Origin of the sequence: Cupriavidus sp. UME77 (genome assembly GCF_014170355.1) — a bacterium.
Lineage (GTDB): Bacteria > Pseudomonadota > Gammaproteobacteria > Burkholderiales > Burkholderiaceae > Cupriavidus > Cupriavidus basilensis.
In genome coordinates, this window is the sequence record NZ_LZZU01000051.1 from 51,910 (window position 1) to 66,652 (window position 14,743).

Sequence of the window (14,743 nt, forward strand, 5' to 3'; positions counted from 1 at the left end):
GCAATGGCTCAGTCCTGCCACTGCTGCGCGAGCACTTCGCGCACACGGCTGGAAGCCTGGCGGTTTTCTCCACCCAGGCGGCTGCGCAGATCCCATTGCGGATCAGCCTGGATATCCGTCAGCGCGGCTTGCAGCGCGCCATGCACGGTATCGAGATCGGCCTCGTCGGGCAGCGCCGCGTGGTTGACGTCGACCTGCTTCCACAGCAGGCCCAGCGTGGCGTAGCTGCCAATGTCATACGCCATCGGCGGCACGGTGGCGGCAAAGCTCTCCAGGTCCTCCACGCTGCGCATGGTGATGCGCGCGGCGGCCTGCTTGCCCATGGCGTGTACTTGCACGCCGGCATCACTCAGCGCGATCAGGCGGTTGGCCTGGTATCCGTGCGCGAGGAAGGCGCCCGACATGGCGCGCCCGACCAGCAGCGCGATTACCGGATGCCCTTGCAGCCGCGCCGTGGCGTAGGCATCGGCCGCGCCCGCCAGCGACTGATGAATGCCGAAGGCTTCCTCGCGCCGTCCGTAGGCCTGGCTAGGCGTATCGACGATGGCCACGATGGGCCGCTTGATGGCGCCGTCGCGGTCGGCCAGCACGATCTCGTGCACGGCGCGCGCCAGCGACCAGCCTTCGAGCAGGCCGACTTCGCCGTCGCGCACGCGCGGGTAGGCGTTGGCGGCGTCGGGCACCACGGCGATAAAGCGCGCCGGCTGGCCGGCCAGTTCGGCGTCGGCTACCTGCACGGTGGCGGGATAACCCGGGCGGCGCGGGGCGCTGCGCGTCAGCGCCGCGAGCCAGGCCTCGCCGCGGCCCTGCGTGTTGGCTGAACTCATGGCTTTGCTCCGTGTGCGTAGATGGTGCGGACGGTTTGCGGCTCCGGCTGGCACGCCGGATCGTATTCGGCCAGGCGTTGCAGGTAATGCGCGTAGCGTTCGCTGCGGTGCACGGCCGGCACGCCTTGCGCCAGGGCCGCGCGCACCGTGGTGCGGATGGCTTCGGTGTCGTCCTCAACGTACCGGTCGGCCAGGCCAGTGGCGATGCGTTGCTCGCCGCCGGTAAAGCTCCAGATAAAGGGCCGGTCACGCGAATCGTATTCGGCAACGCCCGCCTCCTGCTCGATCACCGCCGGCCCATTCAGGCCGAGGCGAGCCTCGCGCGTCACCACCAGGCAACTGCACAGCCCCGCCGCGATGGACATGCCGCCGAAGCAACCAACTGTCCCGGCGATCACGCCAACCACCGGCTGGTAGCGGCGCAGGTCGACGATGCCCGCGTGGATGTCGGCGATGGCCGCCAGTCCCAGGTTGGCCTCCTGCAGCCGCACGCCGCCGGTCTCGAACAGGATCACCGCGCGCGTGGGCACGCCGCGCCGGTTGTCCTGCGCCGCCAGCTCCAGCGCGCCGGCGATCTTGGCGCCGCCCACTTCGCCCAGGCTGCCGCCCTGGAACGCGCCTTCGATGGCGAGGACCACCGCAGGATGGCCGTCGATGCGGCCCTTGGCCACCACCACGCCGTCATCCGCCTGCGGCACCACGCCCTGGCGTTCCAGCCACGGCGAGACCAGCCGGTCGAAGGGGCCGGCGAGTTCGCGCAAGGTGCCGGGATCGAGCAGCGCATGCACGCGGGCGCGCGCGCCGAGCTCGACAAAGCTCTCGCGGTTCAGCAGCGATGCGTGGTTCATGCTTGCTCCTTGCCATCGCCGCCGAGCGCTTCAAACGCTTGCGCCAGGCGCATGCCCACCACGCCCGGCGTGGCGCCGAAATCATGGATGTGGATGCGCATGGCGGCGCGCGGCTCGGCGCTGAACACGCGCGAGAGCTGCGCGTCCCAGACCTTGCCGTAGCCGTCCACCGACGTGGTGACATGAATCAGCGTGGTGCCGGGCGTGCCGGGCTCCACCATGACTTCGAGATCGCCGGAGCCGACCACGCCAACCAGCACGCGCTGGCTTGCCGGCGCGCCGGCGGGATATTCGAACTGGAGCTGTTCCATTATTTGTCTCCTTGCACGGGGGCTTTGGCCGGCCGCGCAGCAGGCGGCAGCCGGTCCAGGAAAAACGTGGCGGCGAGCAGGTCCGCTGCGCCGCCGGGAGAGGCGTTGCAGGCCAGCATGCCGCCTTCGAGCTGGCGCAGCAGGCGGCGCCCGGCCAGCGTGCCGATGCCGCCGGCGGCCAGCACGCGGCTCGCGCCATGCTGCATCAGCGCTAGCCCTTCGCGGCCGGCCCGGGCCAGCACGCAGGTGTCGTCGAGCCGCTGCATGATGGCCAGCAATGCGTTGACGCGCGCGCTGGGCTCGGCGTCGCCGCGCGCCCGGCTGCGAATCAGCTCTGGTAGCCCAGCGCGCAGCACATGCGGGAAGCCCGCCTGCGCCTGGCCGCGCGCGCCGGCGACGCCGTAGTCGATGCAGGCGCGTTCGCCCTTGTTGCCGGTGAGCGCGGGACGGTGCCGGTCGGGCAAGCGTGCGATGGCGCCGGCGGTGCGGGCTATGCCATGTGCGCTATGTCCATGCCGGTGCAAGCCCGCCGCGCCAACCAGCAGCCCCAGGCTCCAGATCGCGCCGCGATGCGTGTTGATGCCGCCGGTGGCGCGCATCATCGCGGCCTCGGCTTCGCGGCCCAGCGCGCCCAGCCGCTCTCGCAGCGCCACGCCGGGCCGCGCCGCGCGCATGCCTGCCGCCGCCATCTCGGCAAAGGCGGGATGCAGCGCGCGCGCCGAGACGCGCATCAGGTCCAGGTTGAGGTCGGCGTGGGCCCCATTGCCGCGGCCATCCACCAGCCCGGGCTTGGGCGACAGCGCGGCCTCGTCGATCAGCGCATTGACGGCGAGATCGGCCAGCGCGATGGCGGCGGGGTTGAAGGCATCGTCACGGTGCCCGGCAGGTAACGCGAGGCTCGCCATCACCAGCTCCGGAAGCGTGCCGGCGGCTCGTACAGCCCGCCGGACCAGTCGACCAGGTCGGCCATGCTCTTGGCCGCCAGCAGCGAGCGCGTCGCCTGGCTGCGCTGCACGCCGAGGTCTTCGGGCAGCGCGATCAGGCCGTCGCTGCGCATGCGGCGCGTGGTGCTGGTGTCGTGGCGCAGGCCGATCGGCGTCACCCCGGCTACGGCCGCCAGCATGGCGCGGCGCTCCTCCAGCGAACGTGCCTTGTAGAGATAGGCGATGCCCTCCTCGGTCAGCACGTGCGTGACGTCGTCGCCGTAGATCATCACCGGCGCCAGCGGCATGCCGCTGTCCTTGGCCACCTGCACCGCATCGAGCGATTCGACAAAGGTCGGCTTGCCGCCAGCCTGGAAGGTCTCCACCATCTGCACCACCAGCTTGCGGCCGCGCGCGAGCGGGTCGTCGGTCTCGATCAGGTCGAGCCACGCCGGCGTGGGATGGCGCCGCCCGCCCGGGTTGTGGCCCATGTTGGGCGCGCCGCCAAAGCCGGACAAGCGTCCGCGCGTGACGGTGGAGGAGTGGCCGTCGCCGTCGATCTGCAGCGTGGAGCCGATGAACAGGTCCACCGCGTACTGGCCGGCAAGCTGGCAGAAGGCGCGGTTGGAGCGCATCGATCCATCCGCCCCGGTGAAGAACACATCCGGGCGCGCGGCCACATAGTTCTCCATGCCGAGTTCGCTGCCAAAGCTGTGCACGCTCTCCACCCAGCCCGACTCGATGGCGGGGATCAGCGTGGGGTGAGGGTTGAGCGTCCAGTACTTGCAGATCTTGCCCTTGAGGCCGAGCGACTCGCCATAGGTCGGCAGGATCAGTTCGATGGCAGCGGTGTTGAAGCCGATGCCATGGTTGAGCGACTGCACCTGGTGGCGCTCGTACACGCCGCGGATCGCCATCATGGCCATCAGCACATGCACCGGCTTGATCAGGCGCGGGTCGCGCGTGAACAGCGGCTCGCAGAAGAAGGGCTTGTCGGCCTGCACCACGTAGTCGATCCAGGAACCAGGGATATCCACGCGCGGCAGCCCGGCGGGGTCGTCCACGATCTCGTTGACCTGGGCCACCACGATGCCGTCGCGGAAAGTGGCGGCCTCCACCAGCGCGGGCGTGTCCTCGGTGCTGGCACCGGTGTAGAGGTTGCCGTCGCGGTCGGCCTTGTAGCCGGCGATCAATACGATGTTGGGCGTCAGGTCCACATAGAGCCGCGCGTACAGCTCGATGTAGGTGTGGATGGCGCCGACCTCCAGTTGGCCGTCTTCGAGGAACTGCGAGATGCGCAGGCTCTGTGCGCCGGCATAGGCAAAGTCCAGTTTCCTGGCGATGCCGCGCTCGAACAGGTCGAGATGTTCCACCCGGCTCACGCTCGGGATGATCATGTGCAGGCCGTGCACTTTGGCCGGATCCACCTCGGCCAGCGAACGCGACAAGAAGTCGGCCTGCTTCTGGTTGTTGCCCTCCAGCACTACGCGGTCGCCCGGCGCGGTGATGGCTTCGAGGAATGGGACGATGTCGGCGGTGGGCACGACCCGTCCGCTGGCAAAGGCGGCGCCGCGTGCCATGCGGCGGCGCTTTTCGCTGCGGCGGGTGTCCCACTGTCGGTCCGTGGCTGGGTTCGGCATCGCGTCTCCGGTGTGCTTGATGCAAGGAATGGCACCAAGATACGCAGCGCGTGCGGCGCAAGCAATGACGCCCGGCGCGGCATCGTTACTCTAGGTGTAAGTGTTCGCGGCCCGACATGCAACACGTCTGGTCCCTGCCCGGGGCGCACAGTACGCCGCCGTGCGCGCCGCGCAAGAGCCGGTCAGGTCACCAGTGCGCCGGATGCCGGCTTCCCGCCATTAATCCCACGCTAACGATTCTCCCGCCGGGTTGATTGATGCAGCGCGATGGCTGGCCTAGATTGCATCCATCAAACCTAGAACCAGCCCGCGCGCAACCCTGCCGACGGGCCAACAGGAGACAGCAACATGATCATCTACGGAACCGCCTTGCTGGCGCTCTGCCACCTCATCGGCTTGTTCCTTGGCGAACTGCTAGGCATTGCGATCGGCGTCAAGGCCAATGTGGGCGGCGTCGGCATCGCCATGCTGCTGCTGATCTCGATACGGCTCTTCCTGCACGGGCGCGGCCTCCTGCCCAAGGAGACCGAGGCGGGCGTTGGCTTCTGGGGCGCGATGTACATCCCGGTGGTGGTGGCGATGGCGGCGCAGCAGAACGTGGTCGCAGCGTTGCGCGGCGGCCCGGTAGCCCTGATCGCGGCAGTCGGCGCGGTGCTGGTCTCGGCCTGCTGCATCGCCGTGCTCAGCCGCACCGGCGACCACGCGCCATTGCCGCCGCTGCCCTCGCCGGAAGCCACCCCCAGCCACGCATCGCGCTAAGGACGCCGCCATGCCGCATTCCATTTCGCACATTATCGAGAACATCCTGCTGCAGAACGCCCTGGTCACCGCGTTTGCCGCGGTTGGCATCATCATGTGGCTGTCGTCAAGGCTCTCGCGCTGGCTGACCTTCGGGCGCGTCCACGGCTCCGCCATCGCCATCGTGATCGGGCTGCTGCTGGCCTACTACGGCGGCATCGTCACCGGCAAGGAAAAAGGCCTGGCCGATCTCTCGCTGTTTTCCGGCATCGGCCTGATGGGCGGCGCCATGCTGCGCGACTTCGCCATCGTCGCCACCGCCTTCGAGGTGCAGGTGACCGAGGCGCGCAAGGCCGGGCTGGTCGGCGCGGTGTCTCTGTTGCTCGGCACCATCCTGCCGTTTATCGTGGGTGCTGCCGTGGCGCGCGCCTTCGGCTACAGCGATGCGGTCAGCATGACCACCATCGGCGCCGGGGCGGTGACATACATCGTGGGGCCGGTGACCGGCGCCGCGCTGGGCGCCAGCTCCGACGTGATCGCGCTGAGCATCGCCACCGGGCTGATCAAGGCCATCATCGTGATGGTGGGCACGCCCATGGCGGCAGGCTTCCTGGGGCTGAACAACCCGCGCGCCGCGATGGTGTTCGGCGGCCTGGCGGGCACCGTCAGCGGGGTATCGGCGGGGCTGGCGGCGACGGACCGCAGGCTGGTGCCTTACGGTGCGCTGGTGGCTACGTTCCACACCGGGCTGGGGTGCCTGCTGGGGCCGTCGTTGTTGTTTCTGGCGACCAAGGCGATCGTTGGCTAGGCCGGTTGCGGCACCCGCATCGTCAGCCGGCAAACCGCCGCCAGCGCCAGCAAGTTCGGATCCCGCTCGCGCCGCCGCAAGAAGCTCAGCCCAATGGTCTGGCGCAGCCGGTACTGCGAGGACAGCGGAACCAGCGTCACCTTGTGCGCAAACACGTCGCGCACGCGGCCGGGCAGCAGCGCGTAGCCCACGCCGCCGCTGACCAGGTTCATCAGCGAGAAGATATCGCCGACCTTCATCACCACATTGGGCGTGAAGTCGGCGATGCGAAAGGCGTCCATGAAGCCCTGGTAGGTGATGAAACCTTCGCTGAGCGTGACGAAGGGTTCGTCCCGGCATTGCCGCAGGTCGATGGAGGCTTGCCGCGCATAAGGCGAATCCGCCGGTGCGGCGAAGTAGATTTCGTCTTCGAACAGCGCAATGGACTCGATCTCGGGGTCCGGCTCGGGCATGGCCATCAGCGCAGCGTCGATGGCGCCTTGCTTGAGCTTGAAGAGCAGGTCGGCGTTGGAGCCGAGCACCAGTTCAGCCTGCAGTTCCGGCCGCCTGACCTTGATGCCGATCACCACGTCGGGCACCGTGCGGATGGTCAGCGAATAGAGCGAGCCGATCTTCATGTGATCGGCCGAATATCCGGCGGCCTGGCGCGTGGCGCGGATGCCGTCGGCCATGGCCTTGATGACATCGGTGGCCACATCCGCCAGCACGTGCGCCGCTTCGGTCGGCTGCAGGTTGCGCCCTTCGTGGCGGAACAACGCGCAGCGCATGCCTTCTTCCAGCGAGTGCAGTGCGCGGTGCACGCTGACCGTGCTCACATCCAGCGCCTCGGCGGCCTTGGCGAGGTTGCCGGTCTCCATATAGGCGAGCAGGACTTCGAGCTTGCGCAGGGTGATTTCTTCGTTGATCCGGTTTCGCATAGGAGGCGCGTCGCGCATGCTGGCGGTGATGGTGACCGGAGCATGATAACCAGATTCGAAACCGGATGGCCCGGGGAGAACCCCGGGGCCTTGCGCGAGCGGCGCCTTTAGCGCGGCGCCATGCGGATCGCGTTCTGAATATAGGTGGCCGGCTCAGAGCCGTTCGATGATGGTGGCGTTGGCCATGCCGCCGGCCTCGCACATCGATTGCAGGCCGTAGCGCTCGCCGCTGTCTTCCAGCGCGTGCAGCATGGTGGTCATCAGCCGCGCGCCCGACGCGCCCAGCGGGTGGCCGAGCGCGATCGCGCCGCCGCGCGGGTTCAGGCGCGCCGGGTCGGCGCCCAGCGCGCGCTGCCACGCGAGCGGCACGCAGGCAAAGGCCTCGTTGATCTCGTAGTGTGCAATCGCATCGAGCGTAAGGCCGCCTTTGTCCAGCGCGCGCTTGCTCGACGGGATCGGCGCCGTCAGCATGGTCAGGGGGCTGTCGCCGCAGGCATCGAAGGCGACGAAGCGCGCGCGGGCGTTCAGGCCCAGGCGGGAGGCGGCGCGCTCGCTCATCAGCAAGATGGCGGCGGCGCCGTCGCTGATCTGCGAGGCGTTGCCGGCGGTCACATGCCAGCCGATCTGCGGGAAGCGCTGGCCGAGCGTCTCGTCGCGAAAGGACGGCGCCAGCGTGGCCAGGCGCTCGGCGGTGGTGGCGGGGCGGATGGTTTCATCGTGCGCGACGAGGCCCGCGGCGGTACGGATCGGCAGGATCTCGCGGCGGAACGCGCCGGCCTCGCGCGCCTGGTGCGCGCGCTGGTGCGATTGCGCCGCGTACTGATCGAGATCGTGGCGCGACAGTTCCCACTGCGCCGCGACCAGCTCCGCCGCGACTCCTTGCGACACCAGCCCGGGCGCATAGCGCGCCTCGAACGACGGGCCGTACGGATTCTGCCCAATGCGTGCCGAGCCCATCGGCACACGGCTCATGGACTCGATGCCGCAGGCAACCACGATGTCGTAAGCGCCCGCCATGATGCCTTGCGCGGCAAAGTGCACGGCCTGCTGGCTGGAGCCGCATTTGCGGTCGATGGTGGTGGAGGGCACATGCTCGGGGAATCCCGCCGCCAGCCAGGCCACGCGGCCGGGCGTGGCGGATTGCTCGCCCACCTGGCTCACGCATCCGGTGATGACGTCTTCCACCAGCCCCGGGTCCAGCTTGTTGCGCTCGACCAGCCCCGCCAGCACCTGCGCCAGCAGCTCCGTGGGATGGAGTTCGGTGAAGGCCGAGCCGGGCTTGGCGCGGCCCATGGGCGAACGGATGGCGTCGACGATGACGGCTTGCTGCATGGCGGGTCTCCGATCTCTCTTGATGGCAATGGGAACGACGATGGATCAGCTCCCGGTGAACTCGGGCTTGCGCTTGTCCAGGAAGGCCGACACCGCCTCGCGGTGATCCGAGGTCTGGTGCGACAGCGCCTGGAAGCCCGCCGACAATTCCAGCAGCGTATCCAGCCGGGTATGCAATGCCTCGCGCAGCAGGCGCTTGGCCAGCCTCACCGCATGCGGCGGATTGGCGGCAATGCGTTCGGCCAGTTCATTGGCCGTGGGCAGCAGCTGATCCGGCGGCACCACGCGCGACACCAGGTTCCACTCCAGCGCCTGGCGCGCATCGATGACCTGTCCGGTGAAGGTCAGCTCGGCGGCGCGCGCAAGGCCGATCACGCGCGGCAGCAGCCAGGCGCCGCCATCCCCCGGAATGATGCCCAGCTTGACGAAGCTCTCGGCAAACTGCGCCTGCTCGGACGCAATGCGCATGTCGCACATGCAGGCCAGGTCCAGGCCCGCGCCCATGGCCGCGCCATTGACGGCGGCGATCACCGGCACCTCCAGGTTGAACAGCGCCAGCGGCAGGCGCTGGATGCCCAGGCGATAGTCCTGGCGAATCTCCATGCCGGGCACCTGGCCCGAAGCCTGGCGTTCCATGTCGCGGATATTGCCACCTGAGGAAAACGCGGTGCCAGCGCCGGTGATGATCACCGCGCGCACGCTGGTGTCGCGGTGGATGCGGTCGATGGCCTCCAGGAAGTCGGCCACAGCGGTGTTGCCGGTGAGGGGGTTGCGCCGCTGCGGCTCGTTCATGGTCAGGGTCACGATGTGGCCCTGCTGCTCATAGCGCAGGAAGCTTGTCATGCGGGTCTCCGGTCTTTGTTGTCGTAGTCGTCGTCGCCTTGGCTCGGGACGGCCGGCGCAGCGCGGTGCCGCCGACAATCGCTAGCCCAAAAGGCTAAGGGACCGTGCCCTCGGGTGTCCAATATTCATTTCGGCGATGCCGATATCCCGCGTATATCAGTCCCGATGATCGGCGCCGATGCCCGGACGCGCAAGGCAGGTTCAAAGGTGATGCCATCTTCATGTGCTTCTTGCGGCATTTCGCATCGTCTTGTTTCAACGGGGATTGCTTTGTAATGTGATAATTTGCATCCTAACTATATGGCTGCTATCATTCCGTCCATGCCTGCCATCGACGCCCTCCGTTTTGCCTTTACCGGCCAGCTCATGCTGGCCGGGCGCCAGTGGCGCCACATTTCGCAGGGCGCCGTTACCGCCTACGGGATTTCCGCGGCGGCGGCGGGGCCCCTGCTGTTTATCCGCCGCCTTGGCGGCGGCGTGCGCCAGGTCACCCTGGCCGACTATGTCGGGCTGGAAGGTGCATCGCTGGTCCGTCTGGTTGACCAGCTCTCCGCCGCCGGCCTTGTGCGCCGGGAAGTGGATGCGAACGATCGCCGGGCCAATGCGCTCTGGCTCACCGACGCCGGCGAGGCGCTCGCCGAAAAAATCGAGGTCGAGCTCAAGCAACTCCGCGCCAGCGTCTTCGCTGGCGTCAGCGAGCAGGACTTCGAGGGCGCCATGCGCGTGCTCAACGCGCTCGCCCAAGCCGCCGAGTCCGCGCCCACCACTGCTTTCGGGTCGTAAGAACATGGTCAGCTGGCCCACCGGACGGGACTGGATCTTCTCCCTCAAAGCCTTTGCGGCAGCCATGCTGGCGCTGTTCATCGCGCTGTACCTTGGTCTGCCGCGCCCGTACTGGGCCATGGCCTCCGTGTATATCGTGGCGCATCCGCTCACCGGCGCCACGCGCTCCAAGGCGCTGTATCGCGTGCTTGGCACGCTGCTTGGCGCGGCCGCATCCGTCGCCATCGTGCCGCCGCTGGTCAATGCGCCAGTGTTGCTGATGGCCGCGGTGGCGTTATGGACCGGCATCCTGCTCTATGTCGCGCTGCTGCACCGCACGCCGCGCAGCTATGTGTTCATGCTGGCGGCCTATACGCTGCCGATGGTGGCCTTGCCCTCGGTGAGCGATCCCTCGGGCGTGTTCGACATCGCCGTGGCGCGGGCCGAGGAAATCTGCCTGGGCATCGTGTGCGCGAGCCTTGTCGGCTCGACCATCTTCCCCGCCAAGGTGGCCACGGTGCTCGGCCAGAAATCCGCCCAGTGGCTGGCGGACGCCGCGCTGTGGGCCACCGATATGCTCTCGGCGCAGCCGGCCGCGAAGGTGTCGCGCCATCACAGCCGCCATCGCCTGGCCGCCGACATCCTCGCGCTCGACCAGTTGATCAGCCATCTCTCCTACGACGCCGAAAGCGCCGCGCGCGTCAAGCACGCGCAGGAGTTGCGTGGCCGCATGACCATGCTGCTGCCCGTGCTGTCGTCGCTGGCTTCCGTGGTGGACGCCTTGCACCAGCACGCCGCGGGCATTCCGCAACGCCTGTCGCACAACATGGCGCTGGTGTCGGCATGGATCAGCGCGGGCGCGCTGGCGCCGCTGCCGGCGTTGCAGCTATCCGCCCACGCGCCGATCGACGACGCCGGCCTGGAGCCTGGCAGTGCCGGGCCAGACTGGCACGCGGCGCTGGCCGCCACGGCCGAAGGCCGTCTGCGTGAGCTGATGGAGTTGTGGCAGGACTGCGTGTCGCTGCAGCGCTGTATCGGCGAGGCGGCACCGCAGGGCGACTGGGCGCCGGTGTTCCGGCGCTGGGGCGTGGGCGCCGCGCGCCACTACGATCACGGCATGCTGCTGTTCTCCACCGCCACAACCGCTCTGGCGATCTTCAGCATGGGCATGGTGTGGATCTGGACAGGCTGGGCGGATGGCGCCGGCGCGGTCGCGCTGGGCGCGGTGTCGTGCTGCTTCTTTGCCGCGATGGACGAGCCGGCGCCGATGATCCGCTCGTTCTTCCGCTGGAACGTGGTCTGCCTGGTGCTCGCTACCATCTACCTGTTCGTGGTCCTGCCGAACGCGCACGATTTCGAGATGCTGGTGCTGATGTTCGCGGTGCCCTACCTGATCATCGGCTTGATGATGGCGCAGCCCCGGCTCGCGTTGATCGCCATGCCGCTGGCCGTGATCACGGCCAACGATATCGGCATCCAGGGCGCCTACAACGCCGACTTCAACGCCTTCTTCAACGGCAACGTGGCCGGCATCGCGGGCATTCTGTTCGCGCTGGTGTGGACCCTGGTGGCCCGCCCCTTCGGCACCAGGGCCGCGGTACGCAGGCTGGTGCGCGCCAGCTGGGGCGATATCGCCCGCAACGCCACCGGGCGCGAGCCGGGCGAGCACGCGCATCTGCGTGCCCGCATGCTGGACCGCCTGGCGCAACTGGTGCCGCGGCTGGCGGCCAGCGAGGATGAAACCACCGGCGACGGCTTTACCGAAGTGCGCGTGGAGCTCAGCACGCTGGCGCTGCAGCGCGAACTGCCCGCGCTGGCGCCGGAGCACCAGCACTCGGTACGGCGCGTGCTGCAGGGCGTTGCCAGCTACTACCAGGCACGCCTGGACGCCCGTGCCGACACGCCGCCGCAAGTGCTGCGCGACCGGCTGGCCAAGGCGATCGGCAAGGTTGCCTCGCGCGCCGACCAGGCTTCGCGCGAGTCCTTTGCCGCGCTGGTGGAAATGCACGTCGCGCTGTTTTCGGCGGCGCCCGTGGCAATGAGCGCGGCGGGTGCCTTGCCCGCGGGCCAGGCGGCAGACCCAATGAGCAAGCAAGCGAGCAACAAGCAATGAGCGGTGAAGTCGACGTCTATGGTGTGTTTGTCCCGAGCCTGCTGGCGTGGATGCTGGTGGCGTTCCTGATCACCGCGTGCGCGCGTGCCGTGCTGGCGCGTGTGGGTTTTTATCGGCTGGTCTGGCACCGGTCCCTGTTCAATCTGGCGTTATATGTGATCGTCCTGGGTGGCACCGTCTACCTGGCCTATCGGCTGCAGTCATGAAACTGAATCTTCGTACGCTTGGACCCATCGTCCTTACCCTTGTCGTCACCGCGGCCGCGGTCGTCGTCGTCAAGCACCTGTGGGATTACTACACCGTGGCGCCATGGACCCGCGACGGCCATATCCGCGCAGACGTGGTGCAGATCGCGCCGGACGTGTCCGGGCTGGTGACCAAGGTCCTCGTCAAGGACAACCAGCGCGTGCAACGCGGACAGCCGTTGTTCGAGATCGACCGCGACCGCTTCGCGCTGGCCTTGCAGCAGGCGCAGGCCACGGCGGCGGCGCAAAGCGCCGTGCTCGCGCAGGCGCGCCGTGAAGCCCGCCGCAGCCAGACCCTGTCCGAGGTCGTCTCCAAGGAAGTGGTGGAAGAAGGCCTGGCCAAGGTCCAGCAAGGCGAAGCGGCGCTGGCGCAGGCGCAGGCCGCGGTCAACCTCGCCAAGCTCAACCTGGAGCGCACCAGCGTGCTCAGCCCGGTCGACGGCTACCTGAACGACCGGCTGCCGCGCCTGGGCGACTACGTCAACACCGGCCGCCCGGTGCTGTCGATGGTGGATGCGAATTCCTTCCACGTGGAAGGCTACTTCGAAGAAACCAAGCTGCACGGCATCCATATCGGCAATCCGGTGGACATCCGCATCATGGGCGAATCCCGCGTGCTGCATGGCCACGTGCAGAGCATTGCCGCCGGCATCGAGGACCGGGACCGCACCAACGGCTCCAACCTGCTGCCGAATGTGAACCCGACGTTCAACTGGGTCCGCCTCGCGCAACGCATCCCGGTGCGCATCGCGCTGGACGAGCCGCCCGCCGACTTGCGCATGGTCGCAGGCCGTACCGCTACCGTGTCGGTGCGTGAGCCCTCGGCCCGGGACAAGGCGCAGGCCGGGCCCGAAGGCCAGAAGGATCAGAAGGACAAGCTCGCGCTGGCCGGCAAGGGAGCCGCCAGCCAGGGAGGCGCGCGGTGAACACGTTGCGCAAAGCCCTGCTGCCCGCACTGGTGCCGTTGCTGTTTGCCGCCTGCACCACGGTCGGGCCCGACTACCATGTGCCGGACAACGCCGCCGTGAAGGCGCAAGCGGCCAACGGCCCGCTGCTCGGCACGAACAACCCCGCCGTATCGATTGCCGAGGTGCCCGATGGCTGGTGGCGCCTGTATGACGATCCGAAGCTCGACCAGCTGGTGCAGCAGGCGCTTGTTGCCAATACCGATTTGCGCGTGGCCGCGGCCAACCTGAAGCGCGCCATCGCGGTCTACCACGAGGTGGAGGCAGAGAACCTGCCGGAAGCCCGGCTCTCCGCCAGCGCGGAACGCGGGCAGATCGCGGGCGAGCCGCTGCTCAAGGAAGAGAAGATCCCGGTGATGAACTTTGGCGATGTCGGCTTCAAGGTTTCCTACCTGATCGACTTCTTCGGCAAGCTGGCGCGCGCGGATGAAGCGGCGCTGGCCGGTGCGCAAGCCAGCCAGGCGGCACTCGACCAGGCCCGTGTTGGCGTGGTGGCCGAGACCGTGCGCGCCTACGTGCAGGGCTGCGCCGCCACGCATGAACTGGTCGTGGCCGAGCATCAGCTGGAGTTGCAGCGCCGCGGCGTCGAGCTGGCCCGCAAGCTGGTCGATGCCGGGCGCGGGCAGCCGGTGGACCTGCTGCGCTCACAGGCGCAGGCCGACGTGCTGCGCGCGGCCTTGCCGCGCTTCAAGGCCGAGCAAGAGGGCGCGGCGTACCGGCTGGCGGTGATGCTGGGCAAGCCGCCCAGCGCCACCTCGCAGGCGGAGTACGCCTGCCACGAAGAACCCAGGCTGCGCCAGGCGCTGCCCGTGGGCGACGGCGCCGCGCTGCTCAAGCGCCGCCCCGATGTGCGCCAGGCCGAGCGCGAACTCGCCTCGGCCACGGCCAAGATCGGCGTTGCCACGGCGGATCTGTACCCGTCCATCCGCATCGGCGCCTCCGCCGGCTTCACCGGCATCCTCGACCACCTCGGCCAGGCACCGACCGCGCACTGGGGCTATGGCCCGCTGATCACCTGGAACATCCCGACCAGCGGCACCCGCGCCCGCATCCATGGCACCGAAGCCGGCGCCGAAGCGGCGCTTGCCCACTTCGACGGCGTGGTGCTCAAGGCGCTGCGCGAAACGCAGTCGGCGCTGAGCAGCTACACGCGTGAGCTGGAGCGCACCCAGGCGCTGCGCGATGCCCGCGACAAGGCCAACGAAGTCGCGCGGCAGAACCGCCAGCTCTACCAGGCCGGCCGCTCGCCGTACCTGTTCAGCCTGGATGCCGACCGCACGCTCGCCAGCACCGAAGCGTCACTGGCGGCGTCGGAAAGCCAGGTCGCGCTGGACCAGATCAATCTCTTCCTTGCGCTGGGCGGTGGATGGCAAAATGCGCCCAAGGTCGAGTCGCGCACGATGAGCGAGCAGGCGCACTGAACGTGCATCGAACGTGTGCTGGGCTGTCATCATGGTTAAGGCCATGCAAG

15 protein-coding genes are annotated in these 14,743 nt (G+C 68.4%); 7 read left to right on the forward strand and 8 right to left on the reverse strand.

All coding sequences use genetic code 11. The features are described from left to right. Positions 1 to 8: 8 nt before the first annotated feature. Genes mdcE through mdcA form a run of 5 tightly spaced genes read right to left on the reverse strand, consistent with a single transcriptional unit; the run spans position 9 to position 4,549 of the window. On the reverse strand, positions 9 to 827 hold the full coding sequence (gene mdcE, locus A9975_RS20935; protein ID WP_183034492.1) for a biotin-independent malonate decarboxylase subunit gamma: 819 nt from the start codon (positions 825 to 827) through the stop codon (positions 9 to 11). Then, positions 824 to 1,675, reverse strand: a complete 852-nt coding sequence (locus tag A9975_RS20940; RefSeq protein WP_183034493.1) for a biotin-independent malonate decarboxylase subunit beta — start codon at positions 1,673 to 1,675, stop codon at positions 824 to 826. Before A9975_RS20940 ends, mdcE begins: the two co-directional genes overlap by 4 nt. After that, on the reverse strand, positions 1,672 to 1,986 hold the full coding sequence (locus tag A9975_RS20945) for a malonate decarboxylase subunit delta (protein ID WP_183034494.1): 315 nt from the start codon (positions 1,984 to 1,986) through the stop codon (positions 1,672 to 1,674). The genes A9975_RS20940 and A9975_RS20945 overlap by 4 nt, the downstream gene beginning before the upstream one ends. Further along, entirely contained in the window at positions 1,986 to 2,891 is a 906-nt protein-coding gene (locus A9975_RS20950) for a triphosphoribosyl-dephospho-CoA synthase (RefSeq protein ID WP_183034495.1), read from the reverse strand. The genes A9975_RS20945 and A9975_RS20950 overlap by 1 nt, the downstream gene beginning before the upstream one ends. Further along, complete coding sequence (gene mdcA, locus A9975_RS20955; RefSeq protein WP_183034496.1) at positions 2,891 to 4,549, reverse strand: malonate decarboxylase subunit alpha; 1,659 nt, start codon at positions 4,547 to 4,549, stop codon at positions 2,891 to 2,893. Before mdcA ends, A9975_RS20950 begins: the two co-directional genes overlap by 1 nt. A 348-nt stretch (positions 4,550 to 4,897) precedes the next feature. Here mdcA and madL point away from each other — a divergent pair, with 348 nt between their 5' ends. Both madL and madM read left to right on the forward strand, forming a co-directional pair. Further along, positions 4,898 to 5,308, forward strand: coding sequence for a malonate transporter subunit MadL (gene madL / locus A9975_RS20960; protein WP_174427787.1), 411 nt, complete (start codon positions 4,898 to 4,900; stop codon positions 5,306 to 5,308). Between the two features lie 10 nt (positions 5,309 to 5,318). Beyond that, a complete protein-coding gene (madM, locus tag A9975_RS20965) occupies positions 5,319 to 6,095 on the forward strand; it encodes a malonate transporter subunit MadM (protein WP_220810837.1) in 777 nt (258 codons plus the stop codon). On the opposite strand, the gene A9975_RS20970 is transcribed toward madM, so the two are convergent. The 3 genes from A9975_RS20970 to A9975_RS20980 form a co-directional block, all read right to left on the reverse strand. Further along, positions 6,092 to 7,012 carry a LysR family transcriptional regulator gene (locus A9975_RS20970; RefSeq protein WP_183034497.1) on the reverse strand — a complete coding sequence of 307 codons (921 nt, stop codon included), beginning with the start codon at positions 7,010 to 7,012 and terminating at the stop codon, positions 6,092 to 6,094. The two genes, madM and A9975_RS20970, sit on opposite strands and share 4 nt — an antisense overlap. A 153-nt stretch (positions 7,013 to 7,165) precedes the next feature. Beyond that, on the reverse strand, positions 7,166 to 8,344 hold the full coding sequence (locus A9975_RS20975; RefSeq protein WP_183034498.1) for a thiolase family protein: 1,179 nt from the start codon (positions 8,342 to 8,344) through the stop codon (positions 7,166 to 7,168). A 45-nt stretch (positions 8,345 to 8,389) separates the two neighbouring features. Beyond that, positions 8,390 to 9,187, reverse strand: a complete 798-nt coding sequence (locus A9975_RS20980; protein WP_183034499.1) for a crotonase/enoyl-CoA hydratase family protein — start codon at positions 9,185 to 9,187, stop codon at positions 8,390 to 8,392. A gap of 300 nt (positions 9,188 to 9,487) precedes the next feature. On the opposite strand from A9975_RS20980, the gene A9975_RS20985 reads away from it, so the two are divergent. From A9975_RS20985 to A9975_RS21005, 5 genes are read left to right on the forward strand one after another with little or no spacing between them, the layout of a single operon-like run. After that, positions 9,488 to 9,970: a MarR family winged helix-turn-helix transcriptional regulator gene (locus tag A9975_RS20985; protein WP_370565122.1), complete on the forward strand. Its 483-nt coding sequence runs from the start codon at positions 9,488 to 9,490 to the stop codon at positions 9,968 to 9,970. Between the two features lie 4 nt (positions 9,971 to 9,974). Further along, positions 9,975 to 12,062, forward strand: coding sequence for an FUSC family protein (locus A9975_RS20990; RefSeq protein ID WP_183034500.1), 2,088 nt, complete (start codon positions 9,975 to 9,977; stop codon positions 12,060 to 12,062). Then, on the forward strand, positions 12,059 to 12,268 hold the full coding sequence (locus A9975_RS20995; protein WP_183034501.1) for a DUF1656 domain-containing protein: 210 nt from the start codon (positions 12,059 to 12,061) through the stop codon (positions 12,266 to 12,268). The genes A9975_RS20990 and A9975_RS20995 overlap by 4 nt, the downstream gene beginning before the upstream one ends. Beyond that, complete coding sequence (locus A9975_RS21000; RefSeq protein WP_183034502.1) at positions 12,265 to 13,233, forward strand: efflux RND transporter periplasmic adaptor subunit; 969 nt, start codon at positions 12,265 to 12,267, stop codon at positions 13,231 to 13,233. The genes A9975_RS20995 and A9975_RS21000 overlap by 4 nt, the downstream gene beginning before the upstream one ends. Continuing rightward, entirely contained in the window at positions 13,230 to 14,693 is a 1,464-nt protein-coding gene (locus A9975_RS21005) for an efflux transporter outer membrane subunit (protein WP_183034503.1), read from the forward strand. Before A9975_RS21000 ends, A9975_RS21005 begins: the two co-directional genes overlap by 4 nt. Positions 14,694 to 14,743: the final 50 nt, after the last annotated feature.

Excerpts from the sequence above, each read along its gene's own strand:
- madM (WP_220810837.1), top strand. The coding sequence starts at position 5,319 with ATGCCGCATTCCATTTCGCACATTATCGAGAACATCCTGCTGCAGAAC.
- A9975_RS20945 (WP_183034494.1), bottom strand. The coding sequence starts at position 1,986 with ATGGAACAGCTCCAGTTCGAATATCCCGCCGGCGCGCCGGCAAGCCAG.
- A9975_RS20970 (WP_183034497.1), bottom strand. The coding sequence starts at position 7,012 with ATGCGAAACCGGATCAACGAAGAAATCACCCTGCGCAAGCTCGAAGTC.
- A9975_RS20980 (WP_183034499.1), bottom strand. The coding sequence starts at position 9,187 with ATGACAAGCTTCCTGCGCTATGAGCAGCAGGGCCACATCGTGACCCTG.
- A9975_RS20975 (WP_183034498.1), bottom strand. The coding sequence starts at position 8,344 with ATGCAGCAAGCCGTCATCGTCGACGCCATCCGTTCGCCCATGGGCCGC.
- A9975_RS20950 (WP_183034495.1), bottom strand. The coding sequence starts at position 2,891 with ATGGCGAGCCTCGCGTTACCTGCCGGGCACCGTGACGATGCCTTCAAC.
- mdcA (WP_183034496.1), bottom strand. The coding sequence starts at position 4,549 with ATGCCGAACCCAGCCACGGACCGACAGTGGGACACCCGCCGCAGCGAA.
- mdcE (WP_183034492.1), bottom strand. The coding sequence starts at position 827 with ATGAGTTCAGCCAACACGCAGGGCCGCGGCGAGGCCTGGCTCGCGGCG.
- A9975_RS20990 (WP_183034500.1), top strand. The coding sequence starts at position 9,975 with ATGGTCAGCTGGCCCACCGGACGGGACTGGATCTTCTCCCTCAAAGCC.
- madL (WP_174427787.1), top strand. The coding sequence starts at position 4,898 with ATGATCATCTACGGAACCGCCTTGCTGGCGCTCTGCCACCTCATCGGC.
- A9975_RS20985 (WP_370565122.1), top strand. The coding sequence starts at position 9,488 with ATGGCTGCTATCATTCCGTCCATGCCTGCCATCGACGCCCTCCGTTTT.
- A9975_RS20995 (WP_183034501.1), top strand. The coding sequence starts at position 12,059 with ATGAGCGGTGAAGTCGACGTCTATGGTGTGTTTGTCCCGAGCCTGCTG.
- A9975_RS21000 (WP_183034502.1), top strand. The coding sequence starts at position 12,265 with ATGAAACTGAATCTTCGTACGCTTGGACCCATCGTCCTTACCCTTGTC.
- A9975_RS20940 (WP_183034493.1), bottom strand. The coding sequence starts at position 1,675 with ATGAACCACGCATCGCTGCTGAACCGCGAGAGCTTTGTCGAGCTCGGC.